The sequence below is a fragment of the Citrobacter sp. RHBSTW-00570 genome (assembly GCF_013739755.1).
In the GTDB taxonomy this organism is placed as follows: domain Bacteria; phylum Pseudomonadota; class Gammaproteobacteria; order Enterobacterales; family Enterobacteriaceae; genus Citrobacter; species Citrobacter braakii.
Genome location: NZ_CP056399.1, coordinates 1,769,625 through 1,783,916, shown reverse-complemented (window position 1 = coordinate 1,783,916; position 14,292 = coordinate 1,769,625). Strand labels below are relative to the sequence as shown.

The 14,292-nt window shown below is 53.9% G+C and carries 15 protein-coding genes and 1 tRNA gene; 6 read left to right on the top strand and 10 right to left on the bottom strand.

The genetic code is table 11. The annotated features are described in order from the left end of the window. Nucleotides 1-3 precede the first annotated feature (3 nt). The 3 genes from HV237_RS08360 to rsuA form a co-directional block, all read right to left on the bottom strand. Nucleotides 4-348: a YejG family protein gene (locus HV237_RS08360; protein ID WP_029139605.1), complete on the bottom strand. Its 345-nt coding sequence runs from the start codon at nt 346-348 to the stop codon at nt 4-6. 333 nt (nt 349-681) lie between these two features. After that, entirely contained in the window at nt 682-1,872 is a 1,191-nt protein-coding gene (locus HV237_RS08355) for a Bcr/CflA family multidrug efflux MFS transporter (protein WP_016153755.1), read from the bottom strand. 15 nt (nt 1,873-1,887) lie between these two features. Continuing rightward, nucleotides 1,888-2,595, bottom strand: a complete 708-nt coding sequence (gene rsuA / locus HV237_RS08350; RefSeq protein ID WP_047359190.1) for a 16S rRNA pseudouridine(516) synthase RsuA — start codon at nt 2,593-2,595, stop codon at nt 1,888-1,890. Between the two features lie 150 nt (nt 2,596-2,745). Between rsuA and HV237_RS08345 the strand changes: the two genes are divergently transcribed. Beyond that, nucleotides 2,746-4,506, top strand: a complete 1,761-nt coding sequence (locus HV237_RS08345; RefSeq protein WP_047359191.1) for a DEAD/DEAH box helicase — start codon at nt 2,746-2,748, stop codon at nt 4,504-4,506. Between the two features lie 124 nt (nt 4,507-4,630). Continuing rightward, nucleotides 4,631-4,915 (top strand): 50S ribosomal protein L25, encoded by a 285-nt coding sequence (rplY, locus tag HV237_RS08340; RefSeq protein WP_016153758.1) that lies wholly within the window; start codon nt 4,631-4,633, stop codon nt 4,913-4,915. Between the two features lie 121 nt (nt 4,916-5,036). Here the strand turns inward: rplY and yejK are convergent, their stop codons facing one another. Beyond that, nucleotides 5,037-6,044 carry a nucleoid-associated protein YejK gene (yejK, locus tag HV237_RS08335; RefSeq protein ID WP_016157002.1) on the bottom strand — a complete coding sequence of 336 codons (1,008 nt, stop codon included), beginning with the start codon at nt 6,042-6,044 and terminating at the stop codon, nt 5,037-5,039. A gap of 134 nt (nt 6,045-6,178) precedes the next feature. Between yejK and HV237_RS08330 the strand changes: the two genes are divergently transcribed. The 4 genes from HV237_RS08330 to narP all read left to right on the top strand — a co-directional run bounded on the left by HV237_RS08330 (nt 6,179) and on the right by narP (nt 9,204). Beyond that, a complete protein-coding gene (locus HV237_RS08330) occupies nt 6,179-6,406 on the top strand; it encodes a YejL family protein (RefSeq protein WP_003027506.1) in 228 nt (75 codons plus the stop codon). 31 nt (nt 6,407-6,437) lie between these two features. Then, the gene (gene yejM, locus HV237_RS08325) at nt 6,438-8,198 is read left to right on the top strand and encodes an LPS biosynthesis-modulating metalloenzyme YejM (RefSeq protein ID WP_047359192.1); all 1,761 of its coding nucleotides are present in this window, start codon (nt 6,438-6,440) and stop codon (nt 8,196-8,198) included. A gap of 74 nt (nt 8,199-8,272) precedes the next feature. Further along, a tRNA-Pro gene (locus tag HV237_RS08320) sits at nt 8,273-8,349 on the top strand. 207 nt (nt 8,350-8,556) lie between these two features. Beyond that, nucleotides 8,557-9,204, top strand: a complete 648-nt coding sequence (gene narP / locus HV237_RS08315) for a nitrate/nitrite response regulator protein NarP (protein ID WP_016153764.1) — start codon at nt 8,557-8,559, stop codon at nt 9,202-9,204. Between the two features lie 59 nt (nt 9,205-9,263). On the opposite strand, the gene HV237_RS08310 is transcribed toward narP, so the two are convergent. From HV237_RS08310 to HV237_RS08285, 6 genes are read right to left on the bottom strand one after another with little or no spacing between them, the layout of a single operon-like run. Then, entirely contained in the window at nt 9,264-10,313 is a 1,050-nt protein-coding gene (locus HV237_RS08310; RefSeq protein ID WP_047359193.1) for a cytochrome c-type biogenesis protein CcmH, read from the bottom strand. Beyond that, on the bottom strand, nt 10,310-10,867 hold the full coding sequence (gene dsbE / locus HV237_RS08305) for a thiol:disulfide interchange protein DsbE (RefSeq protein ID WP_003834613.1): 558 nt from the start codon (nt 10,865-10,867) through the stop codon (nt 10,310-10,312). The genes HV237_RS08310 and dsbE overlap by 4 nt, the downstream gene beginning before the upstream one ends. Beyond that, the gene (locus HV237_RS08300; protein WP_047359194.1) at nt 10,864-12,819 is read right to left on the bottom strand and encodes a heme lyase CcmF/NrfE family subunit; all 1,956 of its coding nucleotides are present in this window, start codon (nt 12,817-12,819) and stop codon (nt 10,864-10,866) included. Before HV237_RS08300 ends, dsbE begins: the two co-directional genes overlap by 4 nt. Then, nucleotides 12,816-13,295 carry a cytochrome c maturation protein CcmE gene (ccmE, locus tag HV237_RS08295; protein ID WP_016153767.1) on the bottom strand — a complete coding sequence of 160 codons (480 nt, stop codon included), beginning with the start codon at nt 13,293-13,295 and terminating at the stop codon, nt 12,816-12,818. Before ccmE ends, HV237_RS08300 begins: the two co-directional genes overlap by 4 nt. Further along, nucleotides 13,292-13,504, bottom strand: a complete 213-nt coding sequence (gene ccmD / locus HV237_RS08290; protein ID WP_016153768.1) for a heme exporter protein CcmD — start codon at nt 13,502-13,504, stop codon at nt 13,292-13,294. Before ccmD ends, ccmE begins: the two co-directional genes overlap by 4 nt. Next, entirely contained in the window at nt 13,501-14,238 is a 738-nt protein-coding gene (locus HV237_RS08285) for a heme ABC transporter permease (RefSeq protein ID WP_016153769.1), read from the bottom strand. Before HV237_RS08285 ends, ccmD begins: the two co-directional genes overlap by 4 nt. Nucleotides 14,239-14,292: the final 54 nt, after the last annotated feature.

Genomic DNA, 14,292 nt, shown 5'->3' with positions numbered 1-14,292 from the left:
CGCTCAAAACGGATTGTTATTTGAAAACGGCTCTGCGATGGCCACGCCGAAGTTTTTCAGTCTGCAGGTCGCGGCAAATTCATCCTGACGATTCACAAACAGGCACGGCTCCCCTTCGCATTCCAACACGGAACAAGGTACCTCAATGTCGCTGAGGGCCTGGCTGAGTTTATGCATGACTGACCACGCGCTGTCACCATCAGGGCTAAGCAATTTGAGCGCCACCAGGCTGTTCTCATTGCTCTGACCGTTTTGCGGAATCGGTTCAACCTTTGAACCTGCGAAACCCACCGACCAACGATAGCACTGTGGCAGACGATGAACGATTGAGAGTTGTAATGTCATCACTTTCTTTCCCTGGAAGTACAATCACTTCACAATTATTTTACATCAATATTAACACATTATTGACAATACGTCTTTAGACAGTTCGTAAACGTTTACACCCTGACTTTATGCTGCTTTCCGAACCAAATATTTAAATTTATTCAACGGTTCTGGCATATTTCCGCGCTATATGTACTCGTTTCTGCGATCTAACTCAACCTTTTTAACTACAATGATGTGACTTTTTACATAAATTGATTTTACATAAAATAAACATAAGCGGGGAAATTGATAGATTTTCGGTTGATGTACATCAACTCTGGAGGCCCTATCGCCCCCAGGTTGTGTAATAGATCACCGTTTTTTGGCGCGACTGGCGTAGAGATAGAAGAGAATTGAGCAGGTAGCGCAAAACGCTATCGACCAGATCATCGGCCAGGCCGAGTTAAAGGTCGCCAGTGACAGCAGCGCCCCAACGATGGCGCCAATGCCAAAACGGAACGTCCCTGCCAGCGATGACGCCGTTCCCGCCATATGCGGAAATTCATCCAGAATGACCGCCATGGCGTTGGATGACACCATCGACACGCAGCCAACAAACGCCGCAACGCCCACCACCAGCGCCCAGAAACCAACCCCGAACAGCGCGCTAAAGACCATCCAGCCCGCCATCACGAACTGGATCCACAGGCCAGTACGGAACATATTCAACGCCCCAACCCGACGAACAAAGCGGCTGTTGATGATGGTCATCACGAACAGGAAAACAATGTTCAGCGCGAAGTAATAGCCGAAATGCTGCGGTGAAACGTGGTTGATCTCAATGTAAACAAAAGGTCCGGCGCTCAGGAACGAGAACATCCCGGCAAAACTAAACCCACTGGCCAGCATATAGCTCAGTACACGCTTGTGGCGAAACAGCGAGGCAAAGTTGCCGAGAGTAGTACGCAAGCGAAACGGCTGGCGGCGCTCAACCGGCAAGGTCTCTTTGATCAGCGTAAAGATCATCACCGACGCCAGAATAGCCGCCACGGCGAGGATCCAAAAGATGTAGTGCCAGCTCAGCCATACCAATACCCAGCCGCCCACGATGGGTGCCAGTAAGGGTGCAATTGTCGTGACCAGCATGACAAAGGACATCATGCGCGAAAACTCTTCCTTCGGATAGATATCGCGCATCAGGGCGTTGATAACCACGCTCGCCGCAGCCGCAGCCAGACCATGGAAGAAACGCATCACGATCAGTTGATCGATAGTTTGTGCCAGCGCACAGGCAACTGCCGCCGCCGCAAACACCAGCGTCCCGCCCAGAATCACCGGCTTGCGCCCAATGCTGTCAGCCATTGGACCATAGAGTAACTGCCCCACCGCGAACCCAAGAATATAGGTACTGAGGGTCATCTGCGCGCTACCTGCAGGCACACCAAACTGTTCAGAGATAACAGGTAGTGCCGGAAGATACATATCAATCGACAACGGCATCAGCATGGCTAACAAGCCAAGGATAAAGACAATGGCAATTGACGAGTTCTGCCGGGTGGTCACATTTAGCTCCTGAAATTAACGCGGGGTTAAGTTAACGCTGGCGATTTCTTCTTCGGTCAATGGACGGTATTCACCCGGCTCCAGATCCTCATCAAGCTTGATGTCACCAATCCGTTCACGGTGCAGTTCCACAACGTGGTTACCGACGGCGGCAAACATACGTTTAACCTGATGATAGCGCCCTTCGCTGATGGTCAATCGCACCTGAGTTGGCGTAATGACGTCCAGCACGGCCGGTTTGGTCAGGTCTTTCTCATTATGCAGTTGTACGCCATGGGCAAACTGTTCGGCGGTGTCATCTGCCACCGGCGACTCCAGCGTTACCAGATAGGTTTTCTCACAATGGTGACGTGGCGAAGTGATGCGATGCGACCACTGTCCGTCATCGGTCATCAGCACCAGTCCGGTGGTGTCGATATCCAGGCGCCCTGCCGCATGCAATTTGTAGGCAACCGGCTCATCAAGGAAATAGAGCACTGTCGGGTGATCCGGGTCATCCGTTGAGCAAACATAGCCCTGAGGTTTATTCAGCATAAAATAGCGCGGGCCATTTTGTTGAATCAGGGAATTGCCGTCATATTCTACGTCGTGTTCTGGCAGCAGCTTAAAGGCACTGTTTTTGACGATTTCACCGTCGACGGTAACGCGGTTAGCACGGATCTCACGCCCGGCAATAGCGCGGCTGACGCCGAGTTGCTGAGCGATAAATTTATCAAGTCGCATGAGTGTGATTTTTGCCTGTAAAAAACAAGAAGCGGGATTGCGCCCGAAAAGTGGGACGATTATCCGCCCAGTATAGCGGCGTTACACCATCCCTCAAGGGAAATGATTCATGGCATACTATACATTGTTGCTGCTTACCTTAATGAGCCCATGATTTTTACTCTTCGCCCGTACCAAAAAGAAGCCGTGGATGCCACGCTCAACCATTTCCGCCACCACCGCACGCCAGCGGTTATCGTCCTGCCAACCGGTGCAGGAAAAAGCCTGGTGATTGCTGAACTGGCCCGCGTGGCGCGTGGTCGCGTGCTGATACTGGCGCACGTTAAAGAACTGGTCGCGCAAAACCATGCCAAATATCGCGCGTTGGGGCTGGAAGCCGATATTTTTGCCGCAGGACTGAAGCGTAAAGAGAGCCACGGGAAAGTGGTATTTGGCAGCGTACAGTCGGTGGCGCGTAATCTTGACGCCTTTCAGGGAGAATTCTCGCTGCTTATCGTCGATGAATGTCACCGTATTGGTGATGACGACGAGAGTCAATATCAGCAAATCCTCACTCACCTGACCAAAGTAAATCCCCACTTACGCCTGCTCGGGCTTACTGCCACTCCTTTTCGTTTGGGCAAAGGCTGGATTTATCACTTTCATTATCACGGTATGGTGCGCGGCGATGAAAAAGCGCTGTTTCGTGACTGCATTTATGAATTACCGTTGCGTTACATGATTAAACACGGCTACCTGACGCCGCCAGAACGCCTCGACATGCCGGTAGTGCAGTATGACTTCAGCCGCCTGCAGGCGCAGAGTAACGGCCTGTTTAGCGAAACGGACCTGAATCAGGAACTGAAAAAGCAGCAGCGAATAACGCCGCATATCATCAGCCAGATTGTCGAGTTTGCCCAGACGCGCAAAGGGGTGATGATTTTCGCCGCCACAGTGGAGCACGCCAAAGAAATTCTGGGCCTGCTGCCTGCTGACGATGCCGCGCTAATCACCGGAGACACGCCTGGCGCTGAGCGTGATGTGCTGATTGAAGAGTTCAAAGCCCAGCGCTTTCGCTATCTGGTGAATGTGTCGGTCCTGACCACTGGCTTCGATGCCCCGCACGTCGACCTTATCGCCATTCTGCGCCCGACGGAGTCAGTTAGCCTTTACCAACAAATTGTCGGTCGCGGCCTGCGCCTGGCACCGGGTAAAACCGACTGTCTGATCCTCGATTATGCCGGTAACCCGCACGATCTTTACGCGCCGGAAGTGGGGGCGCCGAAAGGGAAAAGCGATAACGTTCCGGTGCAGGTGTTCTGTCCCACCTGCGGGTTTGCAAACACCTTCTGGGGCAAAACAACGGCAGACGGCACGCTGATTGAACACTTTGGCCGCCGCTGTCAGGGGTGGTTTGAAGATGATGACGGCCATCGCGAACAGTGCGATTTTCGTTTTCGTTTTAAAAACTGCCCACAATGCAACGCGGAAAATGATATCGCCGCCCGCCGTTGTCGGGAGTGCGACACGGTGCTGGTTGACCCGGATGACATGCTGAAAGCCGCGCTCAGGCTCAAAGATGCGCTGGTCCTGCGCTGTAGCGGCATGGTGTTACAAAACGGCCAGGATGAAAAAGGCGAATGGCTAAAAATCACCTATTACGATGAAGATGGTGCCGACGTTAGCGAACGCTTTCGCCTGCATACTCCCGCGCAACGTACGGCTTTCGAGCAACTGTTTATTCGCCCGCACACCCGAACGCCCGGCATTCCCTTACGCTGGATAACCGCCGCCGATATCCTCGCCCAGCAGGCGCTGTTACGTCATCCTGATTTCGTGGTGGCGCGTATGAAAGGTCAGTACTGGCAGGTCCGTGAAAAGGTCTTCGATTATGAAGGACGCTATCGTCGGGCACATGAATTACGCGGTTAATCGTACTTTTGATTGATGTACCAGCCGTTTAAGTATAGAATCTCGCCCGCTTTTGCATACGCAAAGCAGATCACTTACCTGTTGCTGGGTCGCCTGTAGCAGGAATTATTAAAGAGAGATTTAAATGTTTACTATCAACGCTGAAGTACGTAAAGAGCAGGGTAAGGGTGCGAGCCGCCGCCTGCGTGCCGCTAACAAGTTCCCGGCAATCATCTATGGTGGCGCAGAAGCCCCGGTTGCTATCGAACTGGATCACGATGCAGTTATGAACATGCAAGCTAAAGCTGAATTCTACAGCGAAGTTCTGACCATCGTTGTTGACGGTAAAGAAGTGAAAGTTAAAGCTCAGGCTGTACAGCGTCACCCGTTCAAGCCGAAGCTGGCACACATCGACTTCGTTCGCGCGTAATCGCTTACAAGTTGAAAGAAAAACCCCGCCTCGGCGGGGTTTTTTTATGGGATTTTGTTGGCGGTAAAGATGAATCACGCAAGCCGGATAAGGCGTTAACGCCCCCATCCGGCAAACGGCTTTATTTCCCGCCCGAGGTACGACGCTGTAGCTGATCGCGCAGGTTCGGCGGCGTACCTTTGATGGTCAAAGTATCTGTGGCTGGATCCCAGAAAATACGCTCACCCAGTAACATGGCGTCGAAGTTGATGGTTAACCCGCCGCCGCTTCCGGCAAATTTGGTTAACTGGCGCAGCGTGCTGCGATCTGCCGGGAAGCTCTCTTCCAGTTCGTAGCCTTTATCAGCGGTAAATTCGCTGAAGCTGACTTCACTGACGCCGGAAAGCTCTTTGGACAGCGACTCCAACTCGATCTCTTCACCGGCCTGCAGTTGCTCGTTACAGTAGCTGTACACCTGCTGACGCACGTTCTGGCGTTCTGCTTTATCGAGTTGCGCCTCGGCGGTAAAGTCATCGACCGCCTGCAACAGGCCGCGGTTTTGCGCTTTGGCGTTAAGCCCCTCGCTGGCACCCAGGAAGTCCATAAAGAAATCGGCGACTTTGCGCCCTACCCGCCCTTTCAGGAACGTCAGATAGCGCGTGGACTCCGGGTTGGTTTCCCACTCGGTTAAATCAATACGCGCCACGATATCCGCATGATTGATATCCAGATAGTGCGTCGGGTTGATATCCAGATTTTCATTGACGCGCATACTGCTTAAATTGTTCAGCACGGCGACCAGCAGATACTCTACCGCCAGATAGCGGTAATGGCAGAACAGGACAATGCCGCCATCAGCAAAAGGATATTTCGCCAGTTCGTCTCGCAAGCGCCCAGTCGCTGCACGACTAAAGGCCAGAAAATCCTCTTCGCCCTGACGCTGTAAACGCAGCGTTTGCGCCAGTTCACTCTCTGCGCTAAACAGGCCATAAGCTTTATTCTTGGCGCTGTACACCCGATGCAACTCAGCCATCATATCGACAACGGTCGCTGTCGGTTCCAGTAATGAATCGCGCAAGACCAGCTCAAGGTTCTGCTCGTCACGTTTGATAAGCTGGTGCAGGGCAATCTGGTTGATATCCAGACTCATGATAAACTCTCCTTTTAGACCGGGCGGTATTCAACCACCTGCCGGGCAGTGACGCAATAGAAGATAAAAAAGCAGAAAAAAAACTGTCTGTACGGTAATATGTTGCCCTTTCATGAACAGACTGATTTCGATTTATGCCACAAATTTCCCGCTATAGTGACGAACACGTTGAACAACTGCTGAATGAGATGCTCAACGTACTGGAAAAACATAAGGCGCCGACCGACCTTTCCCTGATGGTACTGGGAAATATGGTGACTAACCTTATCAATACAAGCATCGCACCGGCCCAGCGCCAGGCGATTGCCAACTCTTTTGCCCGCGCATTGCAGTCTTCGGTAAACGACGACCAAGCGCATTAAGAGCCTGCTCCGGGGAAACGAACAACAGTTTATGGTAACTCATCGTCAACGCTACCGTGAGAAAGTCTCCCAGATGGTTAGCTGGGGGCACTGGTTTGCCTTGTTCAACATTCTGTTGGCCATGGTGCTCGGTAGCCGTTACCTGTTTGTCGCCGACTGGCCGACAACCCTTGCAGGTCGTGTTTATTCCTACCTGAGCGTTGTCGGGCATTTTAGCTTTCTGGTGTTCGCCACCTATCTGCTGATCCTGTTTCCCCTGACGTTTATCGTCATGTCCCAGAGGCTGATGCGATTCTTATCAGCTATTCTGGCGACGGCTGGCATGACGCTGTTGCTAATCGACAGCGAAGTTTTTACCCGCTTCCACCTGCATCTCAATCCGATCGTCTGGGAACTGGTCATCAACCCAGACCAGAATGAAGCGGCGCGTGACTGGCAACTGATGTTTATCAGCGTACCGGTTATTCTGTTAATTGAAATGCTGTTTGCAACCTGGAGCTGGCAAAAGCTGCGCAGCCTGACGCGTCGTCGCCATTTTGCCAAACCGTTAGCAGCATTCTTCTTCGTTTCCTTTATCGCCTCGCACGTGGTGTATATCTGGGCGGATGCCAATTTTTATCGCCCGATTACCATGCAGCGTGCGAATCTGCCGCTCTCCTACCCGATGACGGCACGCAAATTCCTGGAAAAACATGGTCTGCTGGATGCGCAAGAGTATCAGCGACGCCTGATCGAACAGGGCAATCCGGAAGCGGTTTCCGTGCAGTACCCGCTCAGCGAACTGCGCTATCGCGATATGGGCACCGGTCAGAACGTGCTGCTGATTACCGTCGACGGTCTGAACTACTCACGCTTTGAAAAACAGATGCCTGCGCTGGCTGTATTCGCCGGGCAGAATATCTCGTTTACGCGTCACATGAGCTCAGGCAACACCACGGATAACGGCATCTTTGGCCTGTTCTATGGTGTCTCGCCAAGCTACATGGACGGCATTTTGTCGACCCGTACGCCTGCGGCGCTGATTACTGCACTGAACCAGCAGGGTTACCAGTTAGGGCTATTCTCCTCGGATGGCTTTACCAGCCCGCTGTATCGCCAGGCGCTGCTGTCAGACTTCTCCATGCCAAGCGTACAAACGCAATCTGACGAACAAACCGCAAGCCAGTGGATTAACTGGCTGGGACGCTACGCGCAGGAAGATAACCGCTGGTTCTCGTGGGTCTCCTTTAACGGGACGAACCTTGATAACAGCAACCAGAAGAACTTTGCCAAACGCTATGCCAGCGCCGCTCAGGATGTGGATGCCAATATTAACCGTATTCTTAGTGCCCTGCGCGACTCCGGTAAACTGAACAACACGGTGGTGATTATTACCGCAGGTCGGGGCGTGCCGCTGACTCAGGAAGAGAACAATTTTGCCTGGTCGCGCGGTCATCTGCAGGTTCCGCTGGTTATTCACTGGCCGGGAACGCCTGCCCAACGCATCAATAGCCTGACCGATCATACAGACCTGATGACAACGCTCATGCAGCGCCTGCTGCACGTCAGCACGCCTGCTAACGAATACTCGCAGGGGCAGGATCTGTTCAATGCAAACCGCCGCCATTACTGGGTTACCGCCGCCGACGGCAGCACGATGGCAGTTACGACGCCAGAGATGACGCTGGTGCTGAACAACAACGGTAATTATCAGACCTATGATTTACGCGGCGAAAAAATAAAAGATCAGAAACCGCAGCTAAGCCTGCTGCTACAGGTTCTGACGGATGAGAAACGATTTATTGCTAACTGATTAATTATAAATCACTTAGCGATGCTTCCCCTTGCATTCGCAGCGGAAAGCAGTAGTATTAGCAGCCATAGCGTCGGCACGTAGCGCAGCCTGGTAGCGCACCGTCATGGGGTGTCGGGGGTCGGAGGTTCAAATCCTCTCGTGCCGACCAAAAATCCCAGAAAAACCAACCTTCATGGTTGGTTTTTTTATGCCCGCGATTCCACGTTCCTTATTATTACCCCGGCCTTTAGCACAGGTTTTACTACTTACCCATGCACAAATTGGGGTAAAATTTACCCTCTCATCAGCGCGATGAAACTAGACGAGTGATGCGCTGAAAACAATAATGATACTAATAAAAACTCAGGAGAATAGTATGCCTGAAGCAACGCCTTTTCGGGTGCTGATTGTCGACGACCACCCACTAATGCGGCGAGGAATTAGTCAATTATTGCAACTGGATCCCGCATTTAACGTAGTCGCGGAAGCAGGCGACGGTGCCAGCGCTATCGATCTGGCTAACCGTCTGGACCTGGATGTGATCCTGCTGGATCTCAATATGAAAGGCATGAGCGGACTGGACACCCTGAACGCGCTGCGCCGGGATGGCGTCACCGCGCAAATTATTATTCTTACCGTCTCGGATGCCGCCAGCGATGTGTACGCCTTAATTGATGCCGGCGCGGATGGTTATTTACTCAAAGACAGCGATCCTGAAGTCTTGCTGGAGGCCATTCGCAGCGGCGCCAAAGGCGGTAAAGCTTTTAGCACACGCGTCAGCGAATATCTGCGCGAACGCGATCTGTTTGGCGCACAAGAAGATCCCTTCAGCATTCTCACCGAACGTGAACTGGATGTATTGCATGAACTGGCTCAGGGGCTGTCGAACAAACAGATTGCATCAGTGCTGAATATTTCCGAACAGACTGTGAAAGTGCATATTCGCAACCTGCTGCGCAAACTCAATGTGCGCTCTCGCGTTGCTGCCACTATCCTGTTTTTACAAACGCGTGGAATGCAGTAATCCCTGAAGAGGCCGGATAGCCCCGATATGCGAAGCGCTATCGGGGCTATTCTGGATACTTATTTCTCCTGCGGCGTTAGCTGCTCCATTGCCTGCTTAATGCTTCGTTCTATTACCGCCCGACGGGTATCGTTGGCAGGTAATAGTTTCAGCATCATCTCCCACGCCGCAACCGCCTCGCCGAAGCGCTGCTGTTCAAAGGCGTTGAAAGCGTACATGCTGAGAACCCGCACGTTGGCATGTTCGCCACGCACCAGTTGGCGTAACAGCTCCCCTCCCCGACGGTTATCATCAGGATCGGAAGAACGGGTCAGCGCTTCCGCATAGCCCAGCGCCGCATCGCTATTTTTAGGATCCAGTCGATAGGCATTGGCATAGGCTTCAGTGGCCGTACTGGCGTTACCGAGTACCATGCCAATGCGTCCAAGCATGATCCAGCCTTCAACATTTGCGGGATCGGCTTGTAAACGCGTGCGCAGCCCCAGCGCCAGACGCGCCATATCTTCTTCATTGAGCGGTTCCGCTTTCGGATCCAACGCCCGCTCCAGCAACGCCGGAGCCTGAGCAGTGGCCTGCTGCCAGACCTGAACCTGCTTATAGCTGCCGGTTTGGTAATAGCTTACTGCGCCAACCACCAGCGCCACCACGATACCAGGCACAAACAACCCGAATCCACCGCGCTTGCCATTCGGAATAACATCGTCAGGAAACTCTTCCTGTTTCACCCGAACGCGTCGGCGAGTACGGGCGAAAATAATCCAGCCCCCCAGACCAATCGCTACCACCGGCATCACCCACAGCAGCACGGTGAGCGGCGTTAACGGCGGATCGTACGTGACGAAGTTGCCGTAGCGCGCCACCATGTAATCGACAATTTCTTTCTGGCTTTTTCCTTCCTGCATTAGTTCGTACACTTTCTGACGCAGGTCGGTGGCAATCATCGAGTTAGAATCGGCAATGCTGTTGTTCTGGCATTTAGGACAACGCAGTTGTTCAGTAAGCTGGCGAAACTGCTGCTCCTGCGCTTCGTCCTTAAACTGCATCACGTCGATAGTCGCAAGCGCGGATCCCGAGATAACCAGCATTAGCAGGCCCAGTAAAAATCTCATTGCGCAGCCTCCTTACTGTACTTGTCCCATAACGGTTTGATCTCGCTCTCCCACACCCGGGCGTTCAGATCGCCGGCATGGCGATAGCGAATAATGCCTTTGCCGTCGATCAGGAACGTCTCCGGAGCACCGTACACGCCAAGATCCAGACCGAGCATACCGTCGCCGTCAAACAGACTTAATGAGTAAGGATTACCCAGCTCTTTGAGCCAGACAATGGCTTTCTGACGATCATCTTTATAGTTCAGACCCACTACCCGCACGCCTTGCGCAGACAGCTGATTCAGATACTGATGCTCGGCGCGACAGGTCGGGCACCAGGTCGCCCAGACGTTCAGCAATACCGGTTTGCCCTGCGTCAGCACATCGGCCTGATAGTGCTGACCCGGATTTTCCAGTGACTCCAGGCGGAATGTCGGAACAGGTTTGCCGATCAGCGCCGATTCCAGATTAGTGGGATCGTCCCCCTGAGCGTTACGCGCGAGCTGCCACAACAGCGCCGCCGCAATGATGAGAAAAATAATAAACGGAATTAACAGTGCGTTGCGCTTCATACAGCCTCCGACGCATTTTTTTGCACCGCGGCGCGAGGACGCGTCCGCTGGCGATAGCGTGGATCAAACAGGCAGAACAACCCGCCCAGCGCCATCAGCAATCCTCCGGCCCAAATCCAGCGAATAAACGGTTTGTAGTACAGGCGTACAGCCCATGCGCCATTATCAAGTTCTTCACCCAGCGCAGCGTACAGATCGCGCGTGAATCCTCCGTCAATTGCCGCTTCGGTCATCATCGAACTGGTGCTGTTATAGAAGCGTTTTTCCGCATGCAGCGTGGCTTCCGGCTTACCGTCTCGGGTAACGCCAATAATGGCAACGCCGCCCCGGTAGTTTGGCCCGGTAATATCTTTCACTTCGCGGAAAGTGAACTGATAGTTATGGATACTAACGCTATCACCCGCTTTCATGCGCACATCGCGTTCAACGCTGTAGTTCTGGCTAAAGGCAATACCAACAATGGTAATTGCCAGCCCGACGTGACCCGATACCATGCCCCAATAGCTTGGCGTCAGCTTTGTCCCACGGGAAATACGCAGGAACGCTTCGGACATCGCCAGTACGAATATCCAGCACGCCATCGCCAGCCCCACCACTGTCATGGCGGCAATGCGATCCTCTAGCAGCCACGGCAGCAGCAGCGACAGAACAAGGGTGGTGACAAACGCGATAAGCAATAACGTTTTCAGTTTACGCGGTCGGTCACGGCCCCAGCGCACTAATGGCCCAATCCCCAACAACAGTGCGAACGGCGCCATCAGCCAGGTGAACATGGTGTTGAAAAACGGCTCGCCAATCGAAATGCTGCCCAGCCCCAGCTGTTTGTGCACCAGCGGCAGCAGCGTGCCCAGTAGCACCACCAGCATGGCGGCAATCAGCAGGACGTTATTCCCCAGCAGCAGTGATTCACGCGACCACAGCGCGTTGTTCACCCGTGAGCGAACCTTGTGACCGCGCACCGCAAACAGCAGCAGGGAGCCGCCAATTACCAGCACCATAAAGGCCAGAATAAACATCCCGCGCGACGGATCGGAGGCGAAAGCATGCACCGACACCAGTACGCCGGAGCGCACCAGGAAAGTACCTAACAGACAAAGTGAGAATGCGCAGATTGACAGCAGCAGCGTCCAGGCTTTAAAGCTGGCGCGCTGTTCGGTTACCGACAACGAGTGCATCAGCGCCGTTCCCACCAGCCATGGCATAAACGAGGCGTTTTCAACCGGATCCCAGAACCACCAGCCGCCCCAGCCCAGCTCGTAATAGGCCCAGGCCGAACCGAGCACAATGCCCAGCGTCAGAAACACCCACGCCGCCAGCGTCCACGGACGCGAAAAACGGGCGAATGTGCTGTCCAGTCGTCCACTCATCAGCGCAGCAATCGCAAACGCAAAAGCGACCGAGAAGCCGACATACCCCATGTACAGCAGCGGCGGATGGAAAATCAGCCCCGGATCCTGCAACAGCGGGTTCAGGTCACGTCCTTCAATCGGGAAGTTCGGCAACGTGCGGGCAAACGGGTTGGAGGTAAACAGAATAAATAGCAGGAAACCGACGCTGACCATTCCCATGACTGCCAGCACGCGGGCGACGATATCCAGCGGCATGCGCTGGCTGAACGCCGCAACGGCGAACGTCCAGCCGCTCATCAGCAGCACCCACAGCAGCAACGAGCCTTCATGCGCCCCCCACGTCGCCGCCACCCGATACCAGACCGGAAGCTGGGTGTTGGAGTTGCTGGCGACGTAGGTCACGGTAAAGTCATTAACCACGAAGGCGTTGACCAGAATCAGGAACGCCCCCATCACACAGATAAACAGTACCCAGGCAAAGGGACGCGCGGAGACCATCATCCGCACGTCGCCGCGCGCTACGCCCCACAGCGGATAGACCGACAGCAGTAATGCAACGCCAAGCGCAAGGCACAACAGCGCATTGCCAATTTCAGGCATCATGACGTTTTATCCTTATAAACACTTTCCGGGCGACGGTGGTTTTCCTGCATCGCTTTTTCGACTTCCGGCGGGGTGTAATTTTCATCATGTTTAGCAAGCACTTCTTTGGCCTGCACATGATTTCCCCCGTCCAGTTCGCCCTGAACGACGACGCCCTGCCCTTCGCGGAACAGATCCGGCAGAATGCCTTCATAGGTGACATCCACCACACCTTCGGCGTCATAGATGCTGAAATTCACCTTCAGCGACTGCGGATCGCGCTTTACGCTGCCAGGCATAACCATACCGCCCACGCGCAGGCGCTGGCCGACTTCAGGCATTTGCTGCGTTTCGCGCTTACCGTAGAGTATCTCTCCCGGCGTATAGAACAGATCGATATTGGAACGCAGCGCGTAGAGCACCAGCGAAATGGTCAAAGCCAGACCTGCCAGGACCGCGCAGGCTATCCATAACCGATTTTTACGTCGAATATTCACGCCGCCTCCCGTTGCACTTGCGCCGCACGCATGCGCGCTTCTCTCGCCCGCTGCTGCGCGACACCGCGTAAGATTGCACGATGCTGTAACGCAGAATGCAGCACCAGCGCCACCAGCGGGACAATGCTCATCGCCACAGCCAGCCAGACATACAAGGCGTAACCGCCCATCGCGAAAAAATCACTCCATGATGCAAATGCAGGGGTCATTGGCGGCCTCTTTTTAAGATCAGTTCGCTCACCCACGGGCGGCGTTTTTCCATCATCAAAATCAGGTTACGCATGCGCATCAGCGCCAGCGTGACAAACAGTAACAGGTAGCCGACGATCGCCAGACGCAGCGGCGCGCGCATTGCCGGATCGATACTCTGCTGCATACGGGTCGACCCCTGATGCAGCGTATTCCACCACTCGACCGAGTAGTGAATAATCGGCAAGTTGACCACGCCAATCAGCACCAGAATGCCGGCAGCGCGACCAGCCAGACGGCGGTCGTCAAAGGCATGCCACAGCGCAATGGCGCCAACGTAGAGAAACAGCAGCACCAGTTCAGAGGTGAGTCGGGCATCCCAGACCCACCAGGTACCCCACATCGGTTTGCCCCATGCAGAGCCCGTCACCAGCGCAATAAAGGTAAACACGGCACCAATGGGTGCCATCGCGGCCAGCGCCAGATTGGCCATTTTCATCTGCCAGACCAGGCCAATAAACGCGGCAACGGCCATCGATGCATAAATACCCATCGACCAGATTGCCGCCGGAACGTGCAGATAAATAATGCGATAGCTCTGCCCCTGCTGATAATCCGCAGGCGCGAAGCCAAAGCCCCAGATCAACCCGGTTATCAGTACCACCGCGCTGGCAATCGCCAGCCACGGGATAAACCAGCCGCAGATCTGATAGAGCCGAGGAGGCATCGCCAATTGATGAAGTGTTTTCCACATAGTTCAGTCACCAGACTCCGTAAATTAATATCCATTGTGCCGGAGCACCTTGCC